This window comes from Kutzneria sp. 744 (genome assembly GCF_000568255.1).
Taxonomy (GTDB): Bacteria; Actinomycetota; Actinomycetes; order Mycobacteriales; family Pseudonocardiaceae; genus Kutzneria.
In genome coordinates, this window is sequence record NZ_KK037166.1 from 1148706 (window position 1) to 1173045 (window position 24340).

At 71.1% G+C, this 24340-nt stretch carries 23 protein-coding genes and 2 pseudogenes; 8 read left to right on the plus strand and 17 right to left on the minus strand.

The genetic code is table 11. The features are described from left to right. The 9 genes and pseudogenes from KUTG_RS60770 to KUTG_RS04985 form a co-directional block, all read right to left on the minus strand. Positions 1 to 986 (minus strand): ALF repeat-containing protein (locus KUTG_RS60770; RefSeq protein WP_198047019.1); only part of this gene is annotated, 986 nt, incomplete at its 3' end. 326 nt (positions 987 to 1312) lie between these two features. After that, a complete protein-coding gene (locus KUTG_RS04955; protein WP_043715233.1) occupies positions 1313 to 1687 on the minus strand; it encodes a hypothetical protein in 375 nt (124 codons plus the stop codon). Positions 1688 to 1810: 123 nt separating this feature from the next. After that, positions 1811 to 2185 (minus strand): hypothetical protein, encoded by a 375-nt coding sequence (locus tag KUTG_RS04960; protein ID WP_157494339.1) that lies wholly within the window; start codon positions 2183 to 2185, stop codon positions 1811 to 1813. 59 nt (positions 2186 to 2244) lie between these two features. After that, positions 2245 to 2829 carry a helix-turn-helix domain-containing protein gene (locus tag KUTG_RS52920; protein WP_232240668.1) on the minus strand — a complete coding sequence of 195 codons (585 nt, stop codon included), beginning with the start codon at positions 2827 to 2829 and terminating at the stop codon, positions 2245 to 2247. A gap of 333 nt (positions 2830 to 3162) precedes the next feature. Next, positions 3163 to 3822: a WD40 repeat domain-containing protein gene (locus KUTG_RS63210; protein WP_369794622.1), complete on the minus strand. Its 660-nt coding sequence runs from the start codon at positions 3820 to 3822 to the stop codon at positions 3163 to 3165. Positions 3823 to 3988: 166 nt separating this feature from the next. Further along, positions 3989 to 6913: pseudogene (locus tag KUTG_RS65950) on the minus strand (hypothetical protein); the annotation flags it as partial. Between the two features lie 16 nt (positions 6914 to 6929). Then, positions 6930 to 7670, minus strand: a complete 741-nt coding sequence (locus KUTG_RS04975; protein WP_043715239.1) for a succinate dehydrogenase/fumarate reductase iron-sulfur subunit — start codon at positions 7668 to 7670, stop codon at positions 6930 to 6932. Further along, positions 7667 to 9589, minus strand: a complete 1923-nt coding sequence (locus tag KUTG_RS04980; RefSeq protein WP_043715242.1) for a fumarate reductase/succinate dehydrogenase flavoprotein subunit — start codon at positions 9587 to 9589, stop codon at positions 7667 to 7669. The genes KUTG_RS04975 and KUTG_RS04980 overlap by 4 nt, the downstream gene beginning before the upstream one ends. Before the next feature lies 1 nt (position 9590). Then, entirely contained in the window at positions 9591 to 10310 is a 720-nt protein-coding gene (locus tag KUTG_RS04985; RefSeq protein ID WP_255360847.1) for a succinate dehydrogenase cytochrome b subunit, read from the minus strand. Between the two features lie 82 nt (positions 10311 to 10392). On the opposite strand from KUTG_RS04985, the gene KUTG_RS04990 reads away from it, so the two are divergent. Next, positions 10393 to 11349 (plus strand): LysR family transcriptional regulator, encoded by a 957-nt coding sequence (locus tag KUTG_RS04990; protein ID WP_043715244.1) that lies wholly within the window; start codon positions 10393 to 10395, stop codon positions 11347 to 11349. A gap of 88 nt (positions 11350 to 11437) precedes the next feature. After that, positions 11438 to 12067 (plus strand): AbiTii domain-containing protein, encoded by a 630-nt coding sequence (locus KUTG_RS04995; protein WP_043715247.1) that lies wholly within the window; start codon positions 11438 to 11440, stop codon positions 12065 to 12067. On the opposite strand, the gene KUTG_RS05000 is transcribed toward KUTG_RS04995, so the two are convergent. Together KUTG_RS05000 and KUTG_RS05005 are read right to left on the minus strand one after the other, a co-directional pair. Beyond that, positions 12048 to 12977 carry an alpha/beta hydrolase gene (locus KUTG_RS05000; protein ID WP_043715250.1) on the minus strand — a complete coding sequence of 310 codons (930 nt, stop codon included), beginning with the start codon at positions 12975 to 12977 and terminating at the stop codon, positions 12048 to 12050. The two genes, KUTG_RS04995 and KUTG_RS05000, sit on opposite strands and share 20 nt — an antisense overlap. Position 12978: 1 nt before the next feature. Then, entirely contained in the window at positions 12979 to 13284 is a 306-nt protein-coding gene (locus tag KUTG_RS05005; protein WP_043715253.1) for a putative quinol monooxygenase, read from the minus strand. 133 nt (positions 13285 to 13417) lie between these two features. On the opposite strand from KUTG_RS05005, the gene KUTG_RS05010 reads away from it, so the two are divergent. Next, entirely contained in the window at positions 13418 to 13762 is a 345-nt protein-coding gene (locus KUTG_RS05010) for a VOC family protein (protein WP_043715256.1), read from the plus strand. Between the two features lie 98 nt (positions 13763 to 13860). On the opposite strand, the gene KUTG_RS05015 is transcribed toward KUTG_RS05010, so the two are convergent. The 3 genes from KUTG_RS05015 to KUTG_RS05025 form a co-directional block, all read right to left on the minus strand. After that, complete coding sequence (locus tag KUTG_RS05015; protein WP_043715259.1) at positions 13861 to 14580, minus strand: SOS response-associated peptidase; 720 nt, start codon at positions 14578 to 14580, stop codon at positions 13861 to 13863. A gap of 55 nt (positions 14581 to 14635) precedes the next feature. Continuing rightward, entirely contained in the window at positions 14636 to 14974 is a 339-nt protein-coding gene (locus KUTG_RS05020; RefSeq protein WP_043715262.1) for an STAS domain-containing protein, read from the minus strand. Between the two features lie 211 nt (positions 14975 to 15185). Then, the gene (locus KUTG_RS05025) at positions 15186 to 15638 is read right to left on the minus strand and encodes a DUF6098 family protein (protein WP_043715265.1); all 453 of its coding nucleotides are present in this window, start codon (positions 15636 to 15638) and stop codon (positions 15186 to 15188) included. Between the two features lie 150 nt (positions 15639 to 15788). Between KUTG_RS05025 and KUTG_RS05030 the strand changes: the two genes are divergently transcribed. The 5 genes and pseudogenes from KUTG_RS05030 (at position 15789) to KUTG_RS05045 (ending at position 21534) form a co-directional block, all read left to right on the plus strand. Beyond that, positions 15789 to 16553, plus strand: a complete 765-nt coding sequence (locus tag KUTG_RS05030; protein WP_232240669.1) for an esterase/lipase family protein — start codon at positions 15789 to 15791, stop codon at positions 16551 to 16553. A 56-nt stretch (positions 16554 to 16609) separates the two neighbouring features. After that, positions 16610 to 19840 carry a formate dehydrogenase gene (gene fdh, locus KUTG_RS05035; protein ID WP_043715267.1) on the plus strand — a complete coding sequence of 1077 codons (3231 nt, stop codon included), beginning with the start codon at positions 16610 to 16612 and terminating at the stop codon, positions 19838 to 19840. A 20-nt stretch (positions 19841 to 19860) separates the two neighbouring features. Further along, positions 19861 to 20657, plus strand: a pseudogene (locus KUTG_RS05040) (4Fe-4S dicluster domain-containing protein). Then, on the plus strand, positions 20654 to 20944 hold the full coding sequence (nrfD, locus tag KUTG_RS65955) for an NrfD/PsrC family molybdoenzyme membrane anchor subunit (RefSeq protein WP_369794434.1): 291 nt from the start codon (positions 20654 to 20656) through the stop codon (positions 20942 to 20944). The pseudogene KUTG_RS05040 and the gene nrfD overlap by 4 nt, the downstream one beginning before the upstream one ends. Next, positions 20941 to 21534 (plus strand): hypothetical protein, encoded by a 594-nt coding sequence (locus KUTG_RS05045; protein ID WP_369794435.1) that lies wholly within the window; start codon positions 20941 to 20943, stop codon positions 21532 to 21534. Before nrfD ends, KUTG_RS05045 begins: the two co-directional genes overlap by 4 nt. Here KUTG_RS05045 and KUTG_RS05050 read toward each other — a convergent pair. From KUTG_RS05050 to KUTG_RS63220, 3 genes are all read right to left on the minus strand, one after another. Next, positions 21531 to 23126, minus strand: coding sequence for a SpoIIE family protein phosphatase (locus tag KUTG_RS05050; RefSeq protein WP_198047020.1), 1596 nt, complete (start codon positions 23124 to 23126; stop codon positions 21531 to 21533). The genes KUTG_RS05045 and KUTG_RS05050 overlap by 4 nt on opposite strands. Next, positions 23123 to 23500, minus strand: coding sequence for an STAS domain-containing protein (locus KUTG_RS05055; protein ID WP_052393984.1), 378 nt, complete (start codon positions 23498 to 23500; stop codon positions 23123 to 23125). The genes KUTG_RS05050 and KUTG_RS05055 overlap by 4 nt, the downstream gene beginning before the upstream one ends. A gap of 111 nt (positions 23501 to 23611) precedes the next feature. Further along, on the minus strand, positions 23612 to 24340 hold a 729-nt coding region (locus KUTG_RS63220), incomplete at its 5' end, for a zinc-binding dehydrogenase (protein ID WP_232240670.1).

Here is a 24340-nt window from a genome sequence, read left to right on the forward strand (position 1 = left end):
GGCGGCGGAGGCGGTGCGCGCGGCCCGGGTCGCCGCCTCGGCGGCGTCGATCGCCGTCTGTGCGGCATCGGCGGCGCGATTCGCGGCATCAGCGGCGTGGCCGGCCGCGGGGCGGCCTGGCCGGCGGAGTTCTGGGCGGCCTGTGCCTCCTGGGATGCGCGCTGCGCCGCGTCCTTCGCCGCCTGCGCGGCGGTCGAGGCCCGCACCGACGCGTCCTTGGCGGCCTGCGTCTGCGTCGCGGCCCGCTGCCCGGCCGCGTGGGCCAGGGTGACCAGCTGCGAGATGCTCAGCACCTCCTGGTCCCGCTGCGCGGCGACCTGCCAGCCGGTGTCGAGGAAGTAGTGGATGTCGTCGGTCGTGCCGGACAGCGCCGCGTTCGCGGCCTTGCGCACCTCCGCGCCGCCGCTGTTGAGCAGCAGCTGCACGGAGATCCGGTCGTCGGCGTCCTGCGCCTGCTGGACGCCCGGGCCGAGGAACGCCTCGATGTCGGCGACCGTCCCGCTGAGCGCCCGGTTGGCCGCGGCCTTCACGCTGGTCCCGGTGGCCGCCGTGAGAATGCGGGTGACCTGGATCCGCTCGTCGTTCTGCCACGGCTGAACCCAGCCGTCCGCGAGGTAGGCCTGGACGTCGGCCTGCGTGCCGGACAGCACCCGGTTGGCGGCGCTGCTGGTGGCCGGCCCGCCCACGCTGATCATGCGCTGCACGGCGATCCGGTCGTCGTTCGTCCGGCACAGCGCCACGCCCGTGGCCAGGAACGCGTGCACGTCCGCATCGGTGCCGGTGAGCGCGGCCTCGGCCCCGGCGGAAACCAGCGGTCCCCCGGCCGCCAGCAGCGCGACGAGCTGGGCCCGCTCGCTCTGCGGCGGCGGCACCGGGTCGGCGGTGGCCGGTCCCGCCGCCACTCCCACCGTCAACGCGAACACACCGACAGCCGCGACAGCGGCACGACGAACACCCATCAGGCCCTTGCCCTCCCCCAACGACAAGAAGTCCGAAATATCCCCCAGACCAGGACAGTCTCGACATCGAGAAGGCGTACGACAAGCAGCCGAACGGGCTAACGGCGTGGACCCGCCACGCCGGTCCACTGTGGACAATCTCGGGCCGAGGGCGGCGGCACGCCCCTCCGCCGCCCTCGGCCGGCGCTTGACGCCTACCATCAGATTGGAGGTTATTACTCCATGCGGGAGCCTAGGTAATTGTGGGGTTCAACTGGCAACTGTGGCACCACATATCGCACGACTTTCCTCGGTCACGATACAAAATCGAGTGGACGTGTGACCTTCCCGACTAGTACAGGGCACCGTAAGGATTAGCCATCCGCTCCCCTTAATCCCACGGTGCTGAATATACCCCGGGTCCTCAAGGATAGGAGGCAGATCACCTCGGTGATCACGCTCCAGTACTCGGGCTGGCTGTTGAACTCGTCGTGCTGGCCGAGGAAACCGACCGTCGCCGCCAGCACGTAGGAGCCCAGCGTCAGCACCCCGAAGCCCAGCGCGCCCAGCGCCGGCAGCCAGTGCCGCCAGGCCAGCACCGCGATCGCCAGCACCAGCCCGCCGATCGCGTTCAGCAGGAACAGCGGCGTGACGATGCCCGGGTACCCCTGTGTGAACAGGAAGTAGTGCACGCCGGCCGAGCCGAGCAGCGCCACCGCGACAACGATCCGCAACACCCATCCGATCATGACCGTCCTCCACTTCGTGCCCCTGCTCCACACACGAGCACAGCGTGGGACCGGTTCACCCGCCGCGCACGCCGAAGCCCCGACCGGGGCGAGCCGGTCGGGGCTGGCCATGCCTGGCCGAGGTCAGGGGCAGGCCTGGATGGGGTTGGTCTCGTCGCGGACCATGCTGTCGGCGACCCATCCGCCCGAGCCGCCATAGGTGGTGTATTCCCACCGGTTCGGGTGCGAACCCCGGCCGCTGTAGTTGCCGCCGTCGTTCATGCAATTGGTCTCGAACCCACCACCGGAGATGTATCGGAGAGGGGTGTCGGTGATCTGCGCGTTGTCACGAAAGACCGGCAACGGATTCCGGGCATTGCACCACCACACGCCGTGGCGGAGCAACTGGCAGTTGGCGGCCGGTGCCTTCGGGGCGGGCGCAGGCGCCGCCGAGGCGGACGGCACGATCGACAGCGCGGCGCCGGCCGCGAGAAGCGAGGCCGCCAGCGCGGTCTTCACGGGAAGCATGGGATTCCCCCTCATAGGTTTTGAAGCAACGAGACAAACGCTATCGAGGCTCACTCGGCTCGGGCTTGTAGAAATCCGCAGGCGCGCAGGCTGGATCGAAGCTCGGTGGGAGTGCAGCCGACCATGGCGCGGACGTCCTTGGCGAAATGGGCGTGGTCGGTGTATCCGCATTCGTGAGCGATCCACGTGAGGCCGGCGTCCTCCCGTTCCAGGAGGCGGGCGGCGTGGTGGAAACGGAGGATGCGGGCGGCGTTCTTCGGGGAGACGCCGATCTCACGGCGGAAGCGGGTCTCCAGGGTGCGGGTGCTGACCGAGAACTCCTCGGCCAGTGCGGCGACGGACAGCGCGCCCTCGACGGACCGCAGTCGCTGCCAGGCGCGGCCGGCGAGGTCGACGGCGGGCCGTGCGGGAAGGGCACGGAGCAGGAACTGGTCGAGCAGGGCGAAGCGGGACGGCCAGTCGACGGCGTCGGCCAGCCGCCCGAGCAGGTCCCGGGCGGCGGAGCCGAGGTGGTCGACGAGATCACCCCAGCGACGGCCGAAGTCGGCCATCTCGACGCCCAGCAGCGCGAACGCGGCGGTCGGGCTGAGGCAGGCGGCGATGCCGCTGTACCGCCCGGCCTGCGCGAACCGCACGACGCGGTCGTGCAGGCCGCTGACCGGCACGACGACGTCGCAGCGCTGGTATCGGCCCCGCAGCACCCAGCGCTGCGGGACTTCGAGGTCGAACAGCACCATGACGAACCCGCGCGGCAGCAGCTGCCACTGCGCCGGCCCGGGCCAGAACGTGCGATAGCCGAGGTAGCCGGTGACGGCCCGCCCCAGATCCTCGTGCGGCGTCCCGTGCACGATCTCCCTGGTGAACATGGATTTCCCCCAAGAACCGGAAAGGTCTCCCTTCCTGACTACCGGTCCCTGGATGTTCAGACGGCCTGGTCGGCCGCCTTACGACAACGGCCGAACACCGCCTCAGCAGGGCGGGTCGTAGGCGATGCCGGGGAAGTAGCGGTCCCAGTCGACGTGGCCCAGCGGCGGGTCGGCCAGGGCGCAGACGCGGGCGGCGGCGACGGCGGGGTCGATGTCCCACAGGCGGGCGGTGTGGTCCTGGCTGCCGCTGGCCAGGGTGTGGCCGTCGGGCCCGAAGGCGACCGAGTAGACGCGTTCGGTGTGGGCGTCGAGCTCGGCCAGGGCGGCGGGGCGCCGGGGGTCGTGGACGTCCCACAGCCGGACCCGGCCGTCGGCGCCGGCGGAGGCCAGCACGGTGCCGTCGCCGTTGAAGGCGACGGAGAAGACGACGTCGGGGTGCACGATGGGATCGATCTTGTCGGTGGGGTCGTCGAGGTCCCACAGGCGGACGGTGGCATTGGCGCCGGCGCTGGCCAGGAAGCGGCCGTCGGGGCTGAACGCGACCGACTTGACGAAGCCCCCCTGCACACCGACCGTCACGGGTTCGGCCGGGTGCGCGGGGTTGGTGATGTCCCAGGTCCGAATGGCCTCGTCGAAGTCGGTGCCGGCGGCGAGCCGGCGACCGTCCGGGCTGAACGCGAGGTCGTCGACGTCGCTGGGCAGCGGCAGTGTGACGACGACCTGCGGCGACCGCGGGTCGCTCACGTCCAGCAGCACCACCATGCGGCGCCGCCGCCGGCGGGACCAGCTTGCCGTCCTGGCTGTAGGCCACGGTGTTGACGGCGTCGGTGAACCCGGCCAGCGGCTCGCCGAGCGGCGTGATGTGCGTCAGGTCGTGGGTGTCCCAGAAGCGCACGGTGTGGTCCAGCGACCCCGAGACCATGGTGCGGCCGTCCGGCGAGAACGCGATGGAGTTCACCGCGGCCCGATGCGCCTGGAGCACGACCGGCTCACTCGGCTCGTTGCGGGCGCCGAGGCGGCGCACCAGGATGGTGCCGTCGTAGCCGGCGGTCGCGACCGCCTTGCCGTCCTGGGACAGCGCCACGTCGTAGACGGCATCGGTGTGCCCGTCGAGCAGCGAGCCGGCCACATCCCACAGCCGGACGGTGTGGTCGTCGGAGCCGGTGGCCAGGGTGCGCCCGTCGGGGCTGAAGGCGACGCTGAGGACGGCGCCCGTGTGCCCGGTGAAGGTGACGAGCTCGGCCAGCTCCGCCTGCCCCACGGTCCACAGCCGAACCGTGCGGTCGTTGCTGGCGGTGGCCACCGTCCGCCCGTCCGGGGCAAAGGCCACCGCGTGGATGTCGGAGGTGCGGGTGAAGTTGGACGTCTTCTGGGTGGCGTGGGCCGGATCGCCGATGTCCCACAGCCGCAGCGTCTGGTCCACGCCGCCGCTGACCATCCAACGCCCGTCCGGGCTGAACGCGATCGAGCTGACGTGACCGACGTGGCCGGTCAGTGGGGCGCCGGCCGCGACCGGGTGTCGGGGATCGGTCAGGTCCCACAGCCGGATCGTGCCGTCGTTGCTGGCGGTGGCCATCAGCTTTCCGTCGCGCCGCAACGCCACGGACAGCACAGCGTCGGTGTGGGCGATCGGATCCGCCAGCGGGGCCGGGTGCTCGGGGTCGGTCAGGTCCCAGACCCGAGCGGTGCGGTCGGCGCCGCCGGTCACCAGCAGCTTGCCGTCGGCGGAGATCGCCACCGCGTTCACGGCCGCGCTATGGCCGGTGAGGGTGATCGGGTGGCCCACGTGCTCGGGATCGCGGACGTCCCAGATCCGCAGGGTCTGGTCCGAGCTGACGCTGGCCAACACGCCCGCCCCGAACACGACGGCGTTCACGCCGCCGAGGTGCCCGGCCAGGGTGGTGATCAGCTTGGGGTGGCGGCGGTCCCGGACGTCCCAGAGCCGGATGGTGTCGTCCGTACTGGCGCTGGCCATGAGCTTGCCGTCGACCGAATAGGCCACGCCGCCGACCGCGCCCCGGTGGCCGTACAACTGCGTGGCGTACGGGGCGCCGAGGGTGCTCAGCAGCGCGCCGCGGGCCTCCGCCGTCGGCGAGATCCGGTACGCCGCCAGCGCCAGCTGGGCCGCCAGCCCCGGATTGGCCGCCCGCTCCCGCGTGGCCTCGATCGCCACCCGCTGCGAGACGGCGACATTGCGGTCCTGTGCGGAGTTGAGCTCGGATCGGAACGCGTAGACACCGGCCGCGACGGCCACCAGCAGCAGCACCGACAGCACGGCCACCAGCTGCCGCAGGCGGAGGCGCTGCCGCCGCTCGCGGGACAGCTCCTGTTCACGGGCGTCGAGGCTGGCGTCGAGGAACTGCCGTTCCCGCACGGTCAGGCCCTCGCTCGTGCGGCCGTCCCATTCCCGTGCGGACTCCAGCCGGATGCCCCGGTACAGCGCGCCGGGGTCGCGGTCGAGCGACTCCCAGGTGTTGGCCGCCTCGGTGAGCTGCCGGTGCACGCGGCGGCCGTCACGGTCCTCGGCCAGCCACCGGCGCAGCCGCGGCCAGGACCGCAGCAGCGTCTCGTGGGTCATCTCGACCGAGTCCTTGTCCAGCATGACCAGCCGGGCCGCGGCCAGTCGTTCGAGCACGAACGACAGGTCGGGGTCGCCGTCCAGCTCGTCACGGGCGACCCGGGCCTTGGCGTCGCCGACCCCGTCCCCGACCGCGGTCAGCCGCAGGAACAGCCGCCGCACCAACAGTTGCTGTTCCGGCTCGAACCCGGCGTACACGTCCTCGGCGGTCTTGGCCAGCGCGCCCTCGATGCCGCCCGCGGCCTCGAATCCGCTCAGTGTCAACATGTTGCCGCGCCGCCGTCGCCACGTCTCCAGCAGCGCGTGGGACAGCAGCGGAAGCAGGCCGGCGTGCCCGGCGACCTGGGCCACCAGCGCCGTGAGCAGCGCGCTCTCCACGCGGGCCCCGGCGCGGACGGCCGGCTCGACGATGACCTCGCGCAGTTCCTCGGTGGTCATCGCCCCGACCGCGGCCTGCGCGTCCCGCAGGTGCGCCAGCAGGTCGGGGGAATCCATGCAGTGGCCGTAGAAGTCCGCCCGCACGCCCAGCAGCACGCGGCACTGGCCGCCGGCGTCGTCAGCCAGGCCCACCAGCCGCGCGATGAACTCGGCCCGCTCGGCTGGGTCCTGGCAGCGGGTGTAGACCTCCTCGAACTGGTCCACCACGACCAGCGTCTCGCCGTCGGTCGCCGGCAGCGAGTCCAGCCGTGCCGACGGGTGTTCGCCGGGAGTGAACAGTACGACGCTGCGCGCCTCCCCCTGCCACCGGGCGATCACGCCCGCCCGCAGCAGCGAGGACTTGCCGGCGCCGGACGGGCCGAACACCCCCACCAGCCGGTTCGCGGCCAGCCGGGCCAGCACCTCCTCGATCAGCCGGGTACGCCCGAAGAACGTGCCCGCGTGCTCCGGTTGGAAGGCGCTGAGCCCGATGTACGGAGGCTCCTGCTCGTCCGCCTCGGCCTCGGCCGGCTCATCGGCCAGCTCCGCCGCCAGCTCCCGCCAGCGCTGCTCCCAGGCCTGCACGTCGCCGTCGCAGCCACGCACGTAGGCCAGGGTCACCGGCAGGCTGGGCAGCTTCCGTCCCGAGGCGGCCTCGGACAGCGTCGCCGCCGAGTAGTGCACCCGACGGCCCAGTTCACGGTAGGCCGGACTGCCCGCCTTGGCCCGCAGTGCGCGCAGATCGGCCGCGAAGGCCAGCAGCGACTCTTCCCCGAGCCGCAGCGGCTGCTCACGACGTGGCACTCCCCCACCCCCCGAACGCATTCTCCCGGGGCGGGCGTGACCATGTCCAGACATCCCACAAGCGGACGACTCAGCGGCTCCGGGCGGCCTTGCGGAACTCGCGGTTGAGGGTGGCGATGCTGGCGAAGGGGATGCCCTTCGGGCAGGAGGCCACGCACTCCCCGGTGTTGGTGCAGCCGCCGAAGCCCTCGTCGTCCATGGTCTCGACCATGTCCAGCACCCGCCGCGCCCGTTCCGGCTGCCCCTGCGGCAACACGCTCAGGTGCGTCACCTTGGCCGCGGTGAACAACATCGCCGAGCCGTTGGGGCAGGCGGCGACGCAGGCGCCGCAGCCGATGCAGGTGGCGTTGTCGAAGGCGAGGTCGGCGTCCGGCTTGGGCACGGGCGTGGCGTGGGCGTCGGGGGCGCTGCCGGTGGGGGCGGTGATGTAGCCGCCGGCCTGCACGATCCGGTCCAGCGCCGAGCGGTCCACCACCAGGTCCTTGACCACGGGGAACCCCTTGGCCCGCCAGGGTTCCACGTCGATGGTGTCGCCGTCGCGGAAGGAGCGCATGTGCAGCTGGCAGGAGGTGGTGCGCTCCGGGCCGTGGGCCTGGCCGTTGATCACGACGCCGCAGGAGCCGCAGATGCCCTCGCGGCAGTCGTGGTCGAAGGCCACCGGCTCCTCGCCGTCGGCGATGAGGTCCTGGTTGAGGACGTCGAGCATCTCCAGGAAGGACATGTCCGGGCTGACCTCGTCGACGGCGTAGCTGACCAGGCGGCCGTCGGCCTGCGGGCCGGACTGCCGCCAGATGCGGACGGTGAGTTTCATGTGTAGCTCCGCTGGGTGGGGTGGACGTGCTCGAAGGCCAGTTCCTCGCGGTGCAGCACGGGTTGGTCCCCGTACTCCCACGCGGCGACGTACGAGAAGCGCTCGTCGTCGCGCCGGGCCTCGCCCTCGGGCGTCTGGTGCTCCTCACGGAAGTGCCCGCCGCACGACTCCTCGCGGTGCAGGGCGTCGATCAGCAGCAGTTCCGCCAGTTCGAGGAAGTCGGCCACCCGGTTGGCTTTCTCCAGCTCCTGGTTCAGCTCGGTCGCGGTGCCGGGGATGCGGACGTCACGCCAGAACTCGGCGCGCAGCTCGGGAACGCGTTCCAGCGCCTTGGTCAGGCCCTCGCGGTTGCGGGACATGCCGCAGTGGTCCCACATCAGCACGCCGAGCTCGCGGTGGAAGGAGTCGACCGATCGCTTTCCGTTGACCTGCATGAGCTTCTGAATGCGTTCCCGGACCTGCGTCTCGACGGCGACGACCTCGTCGCTGTCGGGGGCCACGGTGTCCAGCTTCGCGCCGCCGAGGTAGTCGTTGAGCGTGGCCGGCAGCACGAAGTAGCCGTCGGCGAGGCCCTGCATCAGCGCCGAGGCGCCGAGCCGGTTCGCGCCGTGGTCGGAGAAGTTGGCCTCACCGATGACAAAGAGCCCGGGGACGGTGCTCTGGAGGTCGTAGTCCACCCACAGGCCGCCCATGGTGTAGTGGATGGCCGGGTAGATCCGCATCGGGACCTGGTACGGATCCTCGGCGGTGATCCGCTGGTACATGTCGAACAGGTTGCCGTAGCGGGCCTCGATGGCCGGCCGGCCCAGGCGTTCGATGGCGTCGGCGAAGTCGAGGTAGACGCCGAGCCCGCCGGGGCCGACCCCGTAGCGAGCGTCGCACATGTTCTTCGCGGCCCGGGAGGCGATGTCGCGGGGCACGAGGTTGCCGAAGCTGGGGTACTGGCGTTCGAGGTAGTAGTCCCGCTCGTGCTCGGGAATCTCCCGCGGCGGCCGGGTGTCGGCCTGCCGTTTGGGCACCCAGATCCGGCCGTCGTTGCGCAGCGACTCGCTCATCAGCGTCAGCTTCGACTGGTGCTCGCCGGAGCGCGGGATGCAGGTCGGGTGGATCTGGGTGAAGCAGGGATTGGCGAAGTATGCGCCCCGTTTGTGGGCCCGCCAGATCGCGGTGGCGTTGGAGCCCTTGGCATTCGTGGACAGGTAGAACACGTTCCCGTAGCCGCCGCTGGCCAGCACCACGGCGTCGGCCAGATGGGTGGTGATCTCGCCGGTGATCAGGTCGCGGGCCACGATGCCGCGCGCCTTGCCGTCCACCACGATCAGGTCGAGCATCTCCGTGCGGGCGTGCAGTTCCACGTTGCCAGCGTCGATCTGCCGCGACAGCGCCTGGTACGCCCCGATCAGCAGCTGCTGGCCGGTCTGCCCACGGGCGTAGAAGGTGCGCTGCACCTGCACGCCGCCGAACGACCGGGTGTCGAGCAGGCCGCCGTACTCGCGGGCGAACGGCACGCCCTGGGCCACCGCCTGGTCGATGATCTGTTCGGAGACCTGGGCCAGCCGGTACACATTGGACTCACGGGAGCGGAAGTCACCGCCCTTCACCGTGTCGTAGAACAGGCGGTAGACGGAGTCGCCGTCGTTGCGGTAGTTCTTGGCGGCGTTGATGCCGCCCTGCGCCGCCACGGAGTGGGCGCGGCGCGGGGAGTCCTGGAAGCAGAACTGGATCACGTGGTAGCCCTGCTCGGCCAGCGTCGCCCCGGCCGAGCCGCCGGCCAGCCCGGTGCCGACGACGATGACCCGGTGCTTGCGGCGGTTGGCCGGGTTGACCAGCCGGGCCTGGAACTTCCTTTCGTCCCACCGCTTCTCCAGCGGGACGGCCGGGGCTTTCGCGTCGATGAGCGCGTTGCCGTTGAGGTACATGTCAGCGCACCAATCCCGTCATGACGGCGATGGGGACCACCGCGAAGCCGGCCGTGGTGACGATCGCCGTCGCGCGGCCGACGACCTTGAGCGCCCGTTCCCTGGTGACGCTGGTGATGCCCAGCGTGCGGGCGGCGCTGGCGAAGCCGTGGTCGATGTGCAGGCCCAGCATGGCCAGCGCGACCAGGTAGATCACGTTGACCCACCAGACCCGGAAGTCGGCCACGAGGTTGTGGTACGGGTCGCCGGCCACGAAGTCCTGGTTCACCTGGCCCACGGTCAGGTCGAGGATGTGCCAGACGATGAACACCGCCAGCGTCGCGCCGCCCCAGCGCATCGTGTGCACGGCGAAGGTGGCCTTGACCGGGCGGCGATGGGCGTAACGGACCGGGCGGGCCCGATGGTCGCGGCGGACCAGCTGCACGGTGGCGGTGATGTGCAACACCACGGCCACGACCAGGCCGGCGCGCATGATCCACAGGAACCACTCGTAGTGCAGCACCGGCTCGCCGATGGTGCGCAGCCAGTGCGCGTACGCGTTGAGGTCGTTCGCGCCGAAGAACGTCTTGAGGTTGCCGACCATGTGCGCGAACACGAACCCGAGCAGGGCCGCGCCCGTCACCGCCATGACGATCTTCTTGCCGATCGTCGAGTCCCAGAACTGCCGGGCGGCCGGGCGTCGTTTCCGTCCGACGCGCCGCTGCGCCGCATCAATGACCACGTCCAGGACGCTAGGCCGCCGATTTACAGAGGTCAAAGACATCATGACTGTCGTCTTCAGAGGCAACAGCTATCATCGGGCCATGCAGTTCCAGCAGCTCGCCTATTTCGTCGCGGTCGCCGAGCACCGGCACTTCACCCGGGCCGCCGAGCACATGCGGGTCGCGCAACCCTCGCTGTCCCAACAGATCCGGGCCCTTGAGCACGATCTGGGGGCGCCGCTGTTCCACCGCATCCGCGGCAACGTGTCGCTGACCGAGGCCGGCGAGACGCTGCTGCCGATCGCGCGCCGGATCCTGGCCGAGATCGAGGGTGCCCGGCGGGCCATCCGGGAGCTGGACGAGCTGGAGCGCGGCCGGGTCCGCCTCGGCGCGCCGCCCAGCCTGTGCACGGGCCTGCTGCCGGCGATCCTGTCGGCCTTCCGCCGCCGCTACCCCGGAATTCAGTTGGAGCTGCACGAAAGCGGCTCCGGCGACCTGCGGCAGCGGCTGTCCGAGGGCGCGCTGGACCTGGCCCTGCTGGCCGGTCCCCGCCACGCCGGCGATCACCAGCTGTCGACGACGGAGCTGCTGCTGGAGGAGCTGGTGCTGATCTCCGCCGGCACCGCGCGGGAGTCGGCCTCGACCCGGCTGAACGTGCGGGAGCTGGTCGATGTGCCGCTGGTGATGTTCCGGCGGGGCTACGACGTGCGCGAGGTCACCGTGAACGCCTGCCGTGACGCCGGATTCGAGCCTTCCTTCGCCATCGAGGGCGGCGAGATGGACGCCGTGCTCGAACTCGTGCGGGCCGGCGTCGGGGCGGCCGTCGTGCCCAGCACCGTGGTCGGCGGGCGGTTCCGGATGACCCGGTTCGCCGCCGACGCCGGCATGACCCGGATCGTGCAGTTGGCGTACCGAAAGGACGTCGACCCCACTCGGGCCGTGCGGGCCCTACGGCTGGCCATCGTGGCCTTCATCGCCGACCCGGTCCGGCGCTCGGAGCTGCCGCCGGGGACGCGGCCCCTCGTCGACTACGCCGAGCTCGGGCTGGGCGAGCGGTGATCAGGACACTTCCTGACCGAAAGGGAGGCAGGGGCCGACGACTGGACGGAGGATGACAGGGGACCGGCCGGGCCGCGACACTCGACCCGTGGGATTCCTGGACATGCTGATCGACGCCGCCCGCCAGGTTCCCAGCACAGCGGACGTGCTGCGCGGCGTCCGCCTGCTCGCCCGGCGGATCGGGTCCGCCGAGCTCGAGGCCTGGGCCGACCGGGAGCTTTCCGGCTACCCCGAGGACGGCCGGCTGCCGTCCTACCGAGGTCCGTACCGCTGCGAGGCGCACGTCCGCTACCGCCGCACCCCCGGCGGGGTGGCGCCGGGGATGGCGCCGCTGCCGCAGAGCGCGTTCGCCGAGGAGCTGCGGGACTCCCGGCTGATGCGGGTGTACGAGGTGGCCGTCGTCGATCCGGTCGACCACCTCGACGACCTCGTGCGGGCCGGAGCGCCTCTGGTGCGGCCGTGGGGCGGGGTGCAGATCGACCTGATCAACCGGCTGATCGACATCGGCGGCCTGGACGTGGAGCCGGGGCACACCATCGCCGCCGCCGAGACCCGGCTGGCCGGCGACTCCGTGGCCAAGGTGGTGGATTCCGTGCGCAGCCGCGTGCTCGGGCTGGCGTTGGGGCTGGAGCGGGTGGCCCCGTCGGCCGGCGACGAGGATGGGCCGTCCTCGGTGTCGCCGGCCATGCACGAGGTGATCACCAAGACGCTGGCGTGAGGGTTCGGGCCAGCCACCGGGTGCGGGTCTCGCGGGCTTCCCGCGAGAGCTGGGCCTTCGGGTAGAGGGCGTCGAAGCCGTGAAAGCCGCCGGCCCACACGTGCAGTTCCGCCTGGCCGCCGGCCGCCCAGATGCGGGTGGCGTAGTCGACGTCCTCGTCGCGGAAGACCTCGGCCGTGCCGACGTCGATGTACGTGGTGGGCAGGCCGCCCAGGTCGTCGGCCCTGGCCGGGGAGACGTAGGCGGGCACGGGGTCGGCGCCGCCGGTGACCGCGTTCCAGCCGAAGGCGTTCATCTCCCGCGTCCACACGCCCGGATCCCCGGAGTACTGGCGGCTGGAGGCGGTGTCGTTGCGGTGGTCGAGCATCGGGCAGATCAGCACCTGCGCGGCGATGGCCGGGCCCTGCCGGTCGCGGGCCATCAGCGTCACGCCAGCGGCCAGGCCGCCGCCCGCGCTCGTGCCGGCGACGATGATCCGGTCGGGGTCGATGCCCAGCTCGTCGGCGTGCTCCGCCGTCCAGACCAGGCCTCGGTAGCAGTCCTCCACCGGGGTCGTGCCCGTGGCCTCCGGGGCCAGGCGGTAGTCGACGGTGACCACCACCGCGCCGAACTCGTCCAGCCAGTCCAGGGGGATGTCGATCTGCGAGAACCGGTCCCCCATCACCATGCCGCCGCCGTGCAGCCAGTACACGCACGGCGCTTTCGCCGCCTTCGCCGCCGGTGTGAAGATCGACAGCGGGATGTCGGGGCGATCCTGCCGGTCGATCTTTCTGCCGTCGAGGATCGCGTCGATCGGTCCGGCCGTGTACGGCCGCATCTGGTGCAGCGTCTCGTTGTCCAGAGTGGTCCGCAGCGGCATGTCGGCCAGCAGCGCGGCCAGCTCCGGGTCGAGGTCGGGTCGGGTCGCCATGTCAGAACGCCGCCTTGCCGCCGACGGGGACCTCGTCGGTGTACCGGGATTCGCCCTCCAGCAACGGTTGCAGCCGCTCGACGAACTGCTGCGCGGCTTCGCCGGCGAAGAACCGGCTGTGCGCCTCCTGGCTGGTCCAGCCCTCGGTCACGCTGATGGTGTCCGGGTTCTCGGCCGAGCGGCAGACCAGGAACACCACGCAGTCCTCGTTCGGCATCGAGGGCGCGTCGAGCAGCACCCGCACCACCTCGTCACCCTGGCCCGGGCGGGCAGTCATCGTCGCGTGGAATCCGTGAAGGACGTTCATGGGGTTGCCTCCTGTGTTATTCGGACAGCCCCATCCTCACAGTCTGACCAGCGGAAACGTAAGATCGATCCTGCCTGACTCTTGCCTGATCCGACCACTTGCGCCCCGATCGGACAGCAGTACGCTCGGCGCCATGATTACCGCGGTCCACACCCTGGTGTACGCCGACGACCCCGACGCCGCCCGCGCCTTCTTCCGGGACGTGCTGGCCTGGCCCCATGTGGACGCCCACGAGGGCTGGCTGATCTTCCGGACCGGGCCGTCGGAGCTCGGCGTCCATCCCGGGCCGCCCAGCCACGAGATCTCCCTGATGTGCGACGACCTCGACCAGACCATGGCCGAACTGGCCGCCCGCGGCGCCGAGTTCGCCGGCCCCGTCGAGGCCCGCGCCTTCGGCCGCACCGTCGCGCTGAAGGTGCCAGGGGCCGGGGACATCCTGCTGTACCAGCCCCGACACCCGGTGGCCTTCGACCTGTAGCTACACCCCGTGGTGTGCCAGCTCTCGCCGGGATCTTCTCGCCGCGCGTCACCAGAGGGATGTCCCGCTCCCGGTCCAGGCGCACTCTCGGGCAAGGATCAGGCGGTCACCGGGTCGACGAGGTGCGGCCCGTTGTTGCGCACGCTGTTGACGGCCGTGGACACCTCGTAGGGCTCCAGGTGCGGCTCGGGCAGGCTGTTGATCAACGCCTGCACGTCGTCGACCTCGTCCAGCTTCGGGTCGAGCCAGGCGTCGAGCAGGTCGCCGGCGGGAATGAGCAGCGGGCTGCGGTCGTGGATGTGGCCGAGGGTGTCGGCGGCGGTGGTGGTGATCACCGTGCAGGTCCACAGCCACCGGTCCGGGTGGTCCTCGGGCAGGTCGGGATCGGGACGCAGCTCGTACAGGCCGGCCATGGCCAGCGGCTGCCCGTCGCCGGCGTGCAGGAAGAAAGGCACCTTCCGGTTGTCGATCTTCATCCACTCGAAGTAGCCGTCGGCCGGGATGACGCAGCGCCGGCGCTTGGCCGCCGACTTGAAGGCCGGCTTGGCCAGCAGCGTCTCGACCCGGGCGTTGATCATCTTGCTGCCGATCTTGACGTCCTTGGCCCACGACGGCACCAGGCCCCAGCGCGCCGACCGCAGCAGCCGCGCCGCCGGCGCCTCGGGCTCGTCCTTCGGGGCGCGCTCCAGGACGGCCCGGACCTGCTGCGTGGGCGCGACGTTCCACGACGGCTCGGGCTCCTCGCCGATCACGTCGACGACCTCGAACGCCTTCGCCAGCTCGGCGTCGGTCTGGGCACTGGCGTATCGACCGCACATGTCACGAATTCTGCATCGACGCGCGCCCCGATGCCCGCTTTTCGGCCGCGGCGGGTCAGCCGGTGCGGCGGGGCAGGGCGACCAGGGCCTCGTCCACGGTGGAGTCGACGATCAGCACGGTGTCGAGGCCGGTGATCTGCAAGGGGCGCAACGCCTGGCGGCGCGAGGCGACGACACGCAGGCCGAGGCCGTCTGCCTCGGCCCGCTGGGACCAGCGGGCGAGCAGGCTGAGGCCGGTGGAGGCGAGGAAGGTCAGGCCGTCGAGGTCGAGAACGAGCGCCGAGGCGCCGTCGGCCGCCGTGGTGATCCCGCGGTCGACATGGTCGACGGTGGCAAGGTCCAACTCGCCGAACAGGTGCACGACGGAAATCGTGCCGATCCGTTCCGTGCTCACGGAAATCGCTGTGGCGGGCGTTGCTGACATGGGCACCGCTTTCGGTGGTGGTGGAGACGCAGCCCGAATCGGACACAGGCGTGCCACGTCGGCTGTTTTCTCAACCGCCACCACCGTAAGGCGCGACGCCACCAGCGGCAACACGCCTACCCACAACCGAATCCGAATAAACGCAACAGGCCGGTTGTTGCTTTTTCGTGATCAATCCAGGTCAATCGGCCGGCCGGCGTCCCGAGCGCCGGTCCAGCGGCCCCCATTCGGCGGACTGCTGGTCGGCGATCTGCTTCTCGCACTCGGCCAGCACGGCGTCGTCGATCCACGCCACCGGCCGGATGCCGACGACCAGCGGCTCATTGTCCGGGCCACGGCCGCATTCGGTCGCCGCCAGCACCCACGGCCGCACCCCGGGCCCGCGGAGCTCACGAAGGTGGCGGTAGTCGTACAGGCGGCGGGCCAGCCACAGCCGCAACGGCCGGTCGCCCCACCACGGCTCGACGCGCAGCGGGTTGGCCGACAGCCCGGGCAGCGGCACACCGGTCAGTCCGTCCCGACTGGACGTGGCGTCGCCATCGGTCTGCGGACCGTGCGACCACCGCACGTACAACGGCTCGGTTTCCCCGCGCACCAGGTCGACCAGCCCGGCCAGATCGGGCACCACGGGCATGTTTCGATCGGACACGGGGGCTGGGATTCCCACGGACCGGCCGCGGCGAACCACCGATTCGGGTCGGCGGCAAGGATCGAACCGGGGACCGCCGACCGCGGGACCGGATTGAGTCGGTTCAATCGGGCTAAAACCCGGGTACTCAACGGCATGAACATCAGCGAGCTCGGACAACTGGCGCGGTGTTACGCGCGTGAGCAGGCGGTCGTGGCGATGCTGGGCATGCCGGCCCTGCTGGGGCATCCGGCCTGGCGCACGGTGAACCCGGATCTCGGTGGCGGGCAGGGGGTGCTGCTGGTGCCGGGGTTCGGGGCGGGTGATCGAAGCCTGTCCCTGACCAGGAGATGGCTGGGGGCGCGGGGTTTCGTGCCGGCACCGGCCCGGATCGGGCTCAATCTGGGCTGCACCTCCACGCTGGTGGACCTGGTCGAGCAGCGGGTGGAGGAGCACGCCCGGACCACCGGCGGCAAGATTGTCCTGTTGGGACAGAGCCGAGGGGGCGCGCTGGCCCGGCTGGTGGCGGTGCGCCGGCCGGAACTGGTGCGGGGCCTGGTGATGCTGGGCAGCCCGGTGCTGGATCTGCTCGGGGCCCGGCTGGGTGTGATCACGATGGCCCGGCTGCTGGCGAGGCTGACCGAGCTCGGTCTGAAAGGCGTGCTCGACAACGACTGTTTCCGAGGCGACTGCTACGCCCTGCACTCGGAGGCGCTCCGGGCGCCGCTCGAGGTGCCGGCGGTGGCGTTCTACTCCCGCAACGACGCGATCGCCCCGTGGCGGCTGTGCATGGACCCGTACGCCCGGTGCATCGAGGTCCGCAGCACGCACACGGGCATGGGCCTGGATCCCGAGGTGTACGCGGCGCTGGGCCCGATCCTCGCCGACTGGTCCGACCACGCGGTCAGCCAGGTCGCATAGACGGCCGGCAACGTGGGTAGCCGGGAACACCTGTTGTCGACCCCGAGGAGCCGACGGTGCGTCGATGGATCGAGTCCTGGCCGGTGTACCGGCAGCTGCGGGGCGACGACCCGCTGGGCCGGGGCACGGCGGTCACTTCCCCCACGACCGAGAGCCTGACGCCGAGGACGGCGACGGCGGACCGGGTGGCGAAGTCGATCTGCCCCTACTGCGCCGTCGGCTGCGGCCAGAACGTGTACGTCAAGGACGACAAGGTCGTGCAGATCGAGGGCGACCCCGCCTCCCCCGTCAGCCGCGGCCGGCTGTGCCCGAAAGGGGCGGCGAGCCTCCAGCTCACCACCGGGGACTCGCGGCGGCACAAGGTCCTCTACCGGCCCCCGAACGCGAAGGACTGGCAGGAGATCCCGCTCGACCGGGCCATGGACATGGTCGCCGAGCGCGTGATCAAGGCCCGGGAACAGGGCTGGGAGGACACCAAGGACGACGTCCGGGTCTCCCGCACGATGGGCCTGGCCAGCCTCGGCGGCGCGACGCTGGACAACGAGGAGAACTACCTCATCAAGAAGCTGTTCACCGCCCTGGGCGTGGTGCAGGTGGAGAACCAGGCCCGCGTCTGCCACAGCGCGACGGTGGCCGGCCTCGGCACCTCCTTCGGCCGCGGCGGCGCGACCATGTTCCTGCAGGACCTCCAGCACTCCGACTGCATCGTCATCCAGGGCTCGAACTTCGCCGAGGCCCACCCGGTCGGCTTCCAGTGGGTGATGGAGGCGAAGGCCCGCGGGGCCAAGGTGATCCACGTCGACCCGCGCTTCAGCCGCACCAGCGCCCTGGCCGACCTGTTCGTGCAGATCCGGCCGGGCACGGACATCGCCTTCCTCGGCGGCGTGATCAACCACGTGCTCACCGCCGACAAGTACTTCCACGACTACGTGGTCAACTACACCAACGCCGCCTCGATCGTGCGTGAGGACTTCCGCGACACCGAGGACCTGGACGGCCTGTTCTCCGGCTTCAACGAACAGACGCGGCACTACGACTTCGACACCTGGCAGTACGAGGGTGTCGAGATGGTCGCCGCCACCGGCGATCGCGACCAGGGCTACGAGGAGCACAGCAGCGGCGGGGAGAGCCAGCACCACGCCGGCAAGGCCGAGGGCCGGGGCTCCGGCGGCGTCGGCCTGAGCGGCAGGCCGAAGACCGATCCGACGCTGCAACACCCCCGCTGCGTCTTCCAGATCCTCAAGCGCCACTACGCCCGCTACACGCCTGAGTTGGTCGCCGAGATCTGCGGCACGCCGGTCGAGAAGTTCCAGGCCGTCTGCGACGCGCTCACCGAGAACTCCGGCCGCGACCGCACGAGCGCCTTCGCCTACGCCGTCGGCTGGACGCAGCACACCGTTGGCGCGCAGTACATCCGCACGGCCTCAATACTGCAACTGTTGCTGGGCAACATCGGCCGGCCGGGCGGCGGCATCCAGGCGCTGCGCGGGCACGCCAGCATCCAAGGCTCCAGCGACATCCCGACGCTGTTCAACCTGCTGCCGGGTTACATCCCGATGCCGCACGCGCATGCCAACGAGTCGCTGGACGACTTCGTCGAGGCCGACGCCGCCGAGACCGGCTACTGGGCGTACATGCGCTCGTACCTGGTGAGTCTGCTCAAGGCCTGGTGGGGCGAGAAGGCCACCGCGGACAACGACTTCTGCTTCGACTACCTGCCGCGGATCACCGGCTCGCACGCCCACTACGACACGGTGATGGAGCAGCTGGCCGGCAACTGCAAGGGCTATTTCCTGATGGGCGAGAACCCGGCCGTCGGGTCGGCCAACGCCAAGATGCAGCGGCTGGGCATGGCCAACCTGGACTGGTTGGTGGTGCGGGACTTCTCGCTGATCGAGAGCGCCACCTGGTGGCAGGACGGCCCGGAGATCGAGAGCGGCGAGCTGCGCACCGAGGACATCGGCGCCGAGGTGTTCTTCTTCCCGGCGGCCTCGCACACCGAGAAGTCCGGCAGCTTCACCAACACCAACCGCTGGGTGCAGTGGCACGAGCAGGCCGTCGAGCCGGCAGGCGACGCGCGCAGCGACCTGTGGTTCATGTTCCACCTGGGACGGATCATCCGCGAGAAGCTGGCCGGCTCGACGGATCCCAAGGACCGGCCGATTCTCGATCTGACCTGGGACTACCCGATCATCGACGAGCTGGGCGAGCCCGACGCCGCCGCGGTGCTGGCCGAGATCAACGGCTTCGACGCCGACGGCAAGCATCTGGGCTCGTACAAGGAGCTCAAGGACGACGGCTCCACGACGTGCGGCTGCTGGATCTACTGCGGCGTCCACGCCGACGGCGTCAACCAGGCCGCTCGCCGCAAACCCGGCCAGGAACAGGACTGGATCGCCGCGGAATGGGCCTGGGCCTGGCCGGCCAACCGCCGCATCCTCTACAACCGGGCGTCGGCCGATCCGGACGGCAAGCCGTGGAGCGAACGCAAGAGCCTGGTGTGGTGGGACGGCGAGAAGTGGACCGGGCACGATGTCCCGGACTTCGACGCCGACAAGAAGCCGGACTACGAGCCGGACGAGGACGCGCGGGGCTCGGATGCGCTGAGCGGCAAGGACCCGTTCATCATGCAGGGGGACGGCAAGGGCTGGCTCTACGCCCCGGCCGGCTTGGACGACGGCCCGCTGCCCACCCACTACGAGCCGCAGGACTCGCCGTTCGTCAACGCCCTCTACACGCAGCAGCGCGGGCCGAGCCGGCTGGTGTTCGACGGCGAGCACAACCGCTACCACCCGACCGGGTCACCGGTTTTCCCTTACGTGGTCACGACATACCGTCTGACCGAGCACTTCACCGCCGGCGGCATGAGCCGGTGGACGCCGTACCTGTCCGAGCTGCAGCCGGAGTTCTTCTGCGAGGTGTCGCCGGAACTGGCCCGTGAGCGCAACCTCGACCACGGCGGCTGGGCCACGATCGTCACCGCCCGCAACGCGGTCGAGGCGCGGGTGATGGTCACCGACCGGGTGCCGACGCTGACCGTGCAGGGCCGGACCCTGCACCAGATCGGGTTGCCCTATCACTGGGGCCCCAACGGGCTCGCGACGGGCGACGCCGCCAACGAGCTGACCGCGATCGCCTTGGACCCCAACGCCCACATTCAGGAGGACAAGGCCCTGACCGCGGACATCCGGCCCGGGCGACGACCTCGTGGGCCGGCTCGCGTCGAGCTCGTCCGCGAGTACCAGCGGCGAGCGGGCATCACCGACCGCACCGGCATGGAGGTGTGAGCGTGGAAGCGCAGCCCCGGATGGGATTCTTCACCGACACCAGCGTCTGCATCGGGTGCAAGGCGTGCGAGGTGGCGTGCAAGGAGTGGAACGCCGTCCCCGAGGACGGCCTGAACTTCACCGGCAACTCCTTCGACAACACCGGCGGCCTCAGCGCCGACACCTGGCGGCACGTGGCGTTCATCGAGAAGCCGGCCGCCGAGAAACCCAAGGTGGATCTGGGCATGCCGACGGTCGGACAGTCCACTCCGGACTTCCAGTGGCTGATGTCGTCGGACGTGTGCAAGCACTGCACGCACGCCGCCTGCCTGGACGTGTGCCCCACCGGCGCGTTGTTCCGCACCGAGTTCGGGACCGTGGTCGTGCAGCAGGACGTGTGCAACGGCTGCGGCTACTGCGTGCCGGCCTGCCCCTACGGCGTGATCGACAAGCGCGAGGACGACGGCCGGGTGTTCAAGTGCACCATGTGTTACGACCGGCTCGGCGCCGGGCAGGAACCGGCCTGCGCCAAGACCTGCCCGACCGACTCCATCCAGTTCGGCGAGCTGGACGAGTTGCGGACGAGGGCCGCGCAGCGGGTTGAGCAGCTGCACGCCGACGGCTTCGACAATGCCCGCCTGTACGGCGAGGACCCGGGCGACGGCGTCGGCGGGCGGGCGCGTTCTTCCTGCTGCTCGACGAGCCGGAGGTGTACGGCCTGCCGCCGAATCCCGTGGTCACGACCAGGGATCTGCCGTCGATGTGGAAGCACGCGGGCGTGGCGGCGGCGACGCTGCTCGTCGGACTGGCGGCGACGTTCTTCGGGGGCAGGCGATGAAGGACCGTGGACCCGAGTTCGAGTCCTACTACGGCAAGCCCGTGGTGAAGGCCCCGGTGTGGTCGCCGCTGGACATCGGTGGCTACCTGTTCCTCGGCGGCCTGGCCGGCGCCTCCTCGGTGCTGGCCGCGGGCGCCGAGCTCACCGCGCGGCCGGGGCTGGCCCGGGCCGGCAAGATCGCCGCGCTCGGGGCCATCTCCGCGTCGGCGGCGGCGCTGGTGCACGATCTCGGCCGGCCGGAACGGTTCGCCAACATGCTGCGGGGGTCAAGCCGACCTCGCCGATGAGCGTCGGCTCGTGGCTGCTCGCCGGTTACGGCCCGGCGGCCGGCATCGCGGCGGCGACGTCGGTGACCGGCCTGTTCCCCGGCATCGGCAAGGCCGCCACGATCGGCGCGGGCCTGCTGGGGCCGGCGATCGCCTCGTACACGGCGGTGCTGATCTCCGACACGGCCACGCCGGCCTGGCACGGCGGCTACCGCGAGATGCCGTTCCTTTTCGTCGGCTCGGCGGCCACGGCCGCCGCCGGTCTCGGGATGATCGCCGCCAGCACGGCCGAGGCCGGTCCGGCGCGACGGGCGGGTGTGTTCGGGGCAGCGCTGGAAACCGTGGCCATGCACCAGATGCGACAAAGGCTGGGCATGGTGGCCGAGACCCATCACCAGGGCAAGGCCGGCCCGCTGCTCAAGGCGGCCGAGGTGCTCACCATCGGCGGCGCGGCCGTCGGCGCGCTGCTCGGCCGACGCAGCCGCGTGGCCGCCGTGATCGGCGGCGCCGCCATGCTCGCCGGCTCGGCCTGCACGAGGCTCGGGGTGTTCCACGCCGGCGTGCAGTCGGCGGGAGACCCGAAATACACCGTGCAGCCCCAGAAAGGCTAGCTCGGCTCCGTGTGGTGCATGACCAGCAGGGCAACGTCGTCGGCGGTGGACTGGCCCTCGACGAACTCGGCCATCAGCTCGGCGCAGACCGTCTCGGACGGCAGGGCCGCGACGGCGTCCAGCAGCTCGGCCAGACCGGCGTCGATGGGCCGGTCCCGGCGCTCCACGAGGCCGTCGGTGTAGAAGCAGAGGGTCGCGCCCGGCGGCACCTGGATGACCTGGCTGCGACGGTGGCGGCCCTTGAGCGAGAAGCCGATTGGCGGGTCGACGATCGCGTCCACGAAGCGGCTGGTGCGGCCGGGCACGGCCAGCACCGGCCGCAGGTGGCCAGCCAGGCACAGGGTCAGCCGCCCCTCGGCCGGCTCGACCACGGCGTAGGCCACGGTGGCCATCACGCCGGCCTCGAAGTGGCTGGCCTTGCGGTCCAGCTTGTCCATCACGATCTCGGGCTCGTCGTTGTCCAGCGCGTAGGCCCGCAGCGCGCTGCGCAGCCGCCCCATGACCACCGCCGCGGCGAACCCGTGCCCGGCGACGTCGCCGATGACGATGCCGATGCGGCCGCCGGACAGCGGGAACACGTCGTACCAGTCGCCGCCGACGCCCAGGTCGGCGCCGGGGACGTAGCGGCCGGCGAAGTCCAGGCCGGCCACCGACGGCAGGCGGCTGGGCAGCAGGCTGCGCTGCAGCGCCGTGGTCGCGTTGCTCTCCACGTTGGAGGCCTGCGCCTGCACGGCCAGGGCCAGCCGGTCGGCGGCCACCTGGAGCAGGAGAATCTCCTCGGCGGTGAACGTCCGGTCGCCGCTCACGCCCACCCGCAGCACGCCGACCAGCGCGCCGGCGGCGATCATGGGCACACCCAGCAGCGCGGTGACACCGCTCTCCCACAGCAACGGCGTCTCGACGGTCGTCTCGTCCACCCGATCGGCGACCAGCGCCTCCATGGTCTCGACCACCCGCCCGGCCAGTCCGACCCCCGACGGGATACGCGTCAGCCGGCGAACGTGCTGCTCCAGGCCCACTGACGCGCCCGCGACGAGGTGGTCGCCGGACCGGTCGTAGATCAGCACCGCGGCGGTGTCCACCGACAGCAGGTCGTGGATGCGGGTCAGCAGCGTCCGCAGCACCGCCTCGGTGCTCAGCCGGGCCAGGCCGGCGTCCGTGACGGCGTCCAGGAAGGCCAGGCGCCCGTCCTTCGGCTCCTCGACCGGCCAGCGCATGCGGACCCGGGTGCCGGTGTTCGACGGCAGCACCGTGACCTGGGCGGCGAGCCGCTCTATCAGCTCAAGGCCGCGACCGCGGTGATGTTGTTCCTCGGGCGTGCTGACGTGCCAGTGGCCCTCGTCGGCGACCACGGCCAGCACGGCGTCCCGGTCCCGGCGCAGCTCCACGTCCAGCGTGCCGATCCCGTCGTCGCGGTAGGCGTGCTCCACGACGTTGGCCATGGCCTCGTACACGGCCAACGCCACCATCTGCGACAGGTCCAGCGACAGACCTTCGCGCTCGGTCCACTCCTCGATCGACCGGCGGATGCCGCTGAGCTGCTCGGCCTTGGCCAGCCCGTGCCACCGCAGAATCGGCTCCACGCCGCTCATGCCTCCATCGCGGCCCTGAGATCGGGTCGGATGAACAGGTCCTCGGTCAGGCCGGTCAGCTCCAGTGGCCGCAGCACCGCCGCGTCGTTGGCCACCACCCGCAGCTGCGTGCCCTCGTCCGCCTCGCGATGGGCCAGCGCCAGCACGGCCAAGCCGGCCGAGGAGAAGAACCGCACCCCGGTCAGATCGATGACCAGCATCCGGAGCTTCTCCCCCAGCAGCGCGACGACCTGGCTCTCCAGCGCCGGCGCGGTGACCATGTCGACCTCGCCGTCCACCCGCACGACAGCGACGTCGTCGGCCGGACGCTCCACGGCGACGGTCGCCAACCCTACCTCCGCGTTGTTCGATTCTTCCGCGCTGAAACCGGTCACCCCGACATCATGCCCCGCGCCAAGGCGGCGGGCATGCGCGGCACGCACCGGTAGTGCGGGGTTGCCGGCGAGGTGGCCGTTCAAACCTGCCATTTTCGACGGCCGGTCCGATCAGGGCTGCAGCAGCACCTTCACGGCCCCGTCCCGCTTCTGCTGGAACATCTGGTAGGCGGCCGGGGCCTGCTCCAGCCGCACCCGATGGGTGGCGAAGCCCTCCACGCCCAGCGGGTCACCGTCCACCAGCAGCGGCAGGATGTCGGGCACCCAGCGGTGCACGTTGGCCTGCCCCATCCGCAACTGGATCTGCTTGTCGAACATCCGCAGCATCGGCATCGGGTCGGCCATGCCGCCGTACACGCCGGACAGCGAGATGGTGCCGCCGCGGCGGACGATCTCGATGGCCAGGTACAGCGCGTGCAGGCGGTCCACCCCCACCCGCTTCATCAGCCAGGCCTGCATCCCGTCCGGCAGCATCGAGGTCATCTGCTGCGTCGCCTGCGCCGCCGGCGAGCCGTGCGCCTCCATGCCGACGGCGTCGATCACCGCGTCGGGCCCGCGGCCGCCGGTCTTGTCGCGGATCACCTTGACCAGGTCGGGATCCCGCACATCCAGCGCGTCCACGCCACCCAGCCGCGCCCGCTCCAGCCGCTCCGGCACCAGGTCGACGCCGATCACCTGGCCCGCGCCCCGGTGCTGCGCGATCCGGCACGCCATGTCGCCGATCGGCCCCAGGCCCAGCACCGCCACGCTGCCGCCGTCCGGGATCGCCGCGTACTCCACCGCCTGCCACGCCGTCGGCAGCACGTCCGAGAGGTACACGAACCGGTCGTCCGGCGGACC

Bases quoted from the DNA above. Each gene is read 5' to 3' on its own strand.
- KUTG_RS04955 (WP_043715233.1), bottom strand. From the start codon at position 1,687: ATGATCGGATGGGTGTTGCGGATCGTTGTCGCGGTGGCGCTGCTCGGC.
- KUTG_RS63210 (WP_369794622.1), bottom strand. From the start codon at position 3,822: ATGGTGGTGCTGCTGGACGTGAGCGACCCGCGGTCGCCGCAGGTCGTC.
- KUTG_RS04975 (WP_043715239.1), bottom strand. From the start codon at position 7,670: ATGAAACTCACCGTCCGCATCTGGCGGCAGTCCGGCCCGCAGGCCGAC.
- KUTG_RS04980 (WP_043715242.1), bottom strand. From the start codon at position 9,589: ATGTACCTCAACGGCAACGCGCTCATCGACGCGAAAGCCCCGGCCGTC.
- KUTG_RS04990 (WP_043715244.1), top strand. From the start codon at position 10,393: ATGCAGTTCCAGCAGCTCGCCTATTTCGTCGCGGTCGCCGAGCACCGG.
- KUTG_RS05000 (WP_043715250.1), bottom strand. From the start codon at position 12,977: ATGGCGACCCGACCCGACCTCGACCCGGAGCTGGCCGCGCTGCTGGCC.
- KUTG_RS05005 (WP_043715253.1), bottom strand. From the start codon at position 13,284: ATGAACGTCCTTCACGGATTCCACGCGACGATGACTGCCCGCCCGGGC.
- KUTG_RS05010 (WP_043715256.1), top strand. From the start codon at position 13,418: ATGATTACCGCGGTCCACACCCTGGTGTACGCCGACGACCCCGACGCC.
- KUTG_RS05015 (WP_043715259.1), bottom strand. From the start codon at position 14,580: ATGTGCGGTCGATACGCCAGTGCCCAGACCGACGCCGAGCTGGCGAAG.
- KUTG_RS05025 (WP_043715265.1), bottom strand. From the start codon at position 15,638: ATGCCCGTGGTGCCCGATCTGGCCGGGCTGGTCGACCTGGTGCGCGGG.
- KUTG_RS05030 (WP_232240669.1), top strand. From the start codon at position 15,789: ATGAACATCAGCGAGCTCGGACAACTGGCGCGGTGTTACGCGCGTGAG.
- nrfD (WP_369794434.1), top strand. From the start codon at position 20,654: ATGAAGGACCGTGGACCCGAGTTCGAGTCCTACTACGGCAAGCCCGTG.
- KUTG_RS05045 (WP_369794435.1), top strand. From the start codon at position 20,941: ATGAGCGTCGGCTCGTGGCTGCTCGCCGGTTACGGCCCGGCGGCCGGC.
- KUTG_RS05050 (WP_198047020.1), bottom strand. From the start codon at position 23,126: ATGAGCGGCGTGGAGCCGATTCTGCGGTGGCACGGGCTGGCCAAGGCC.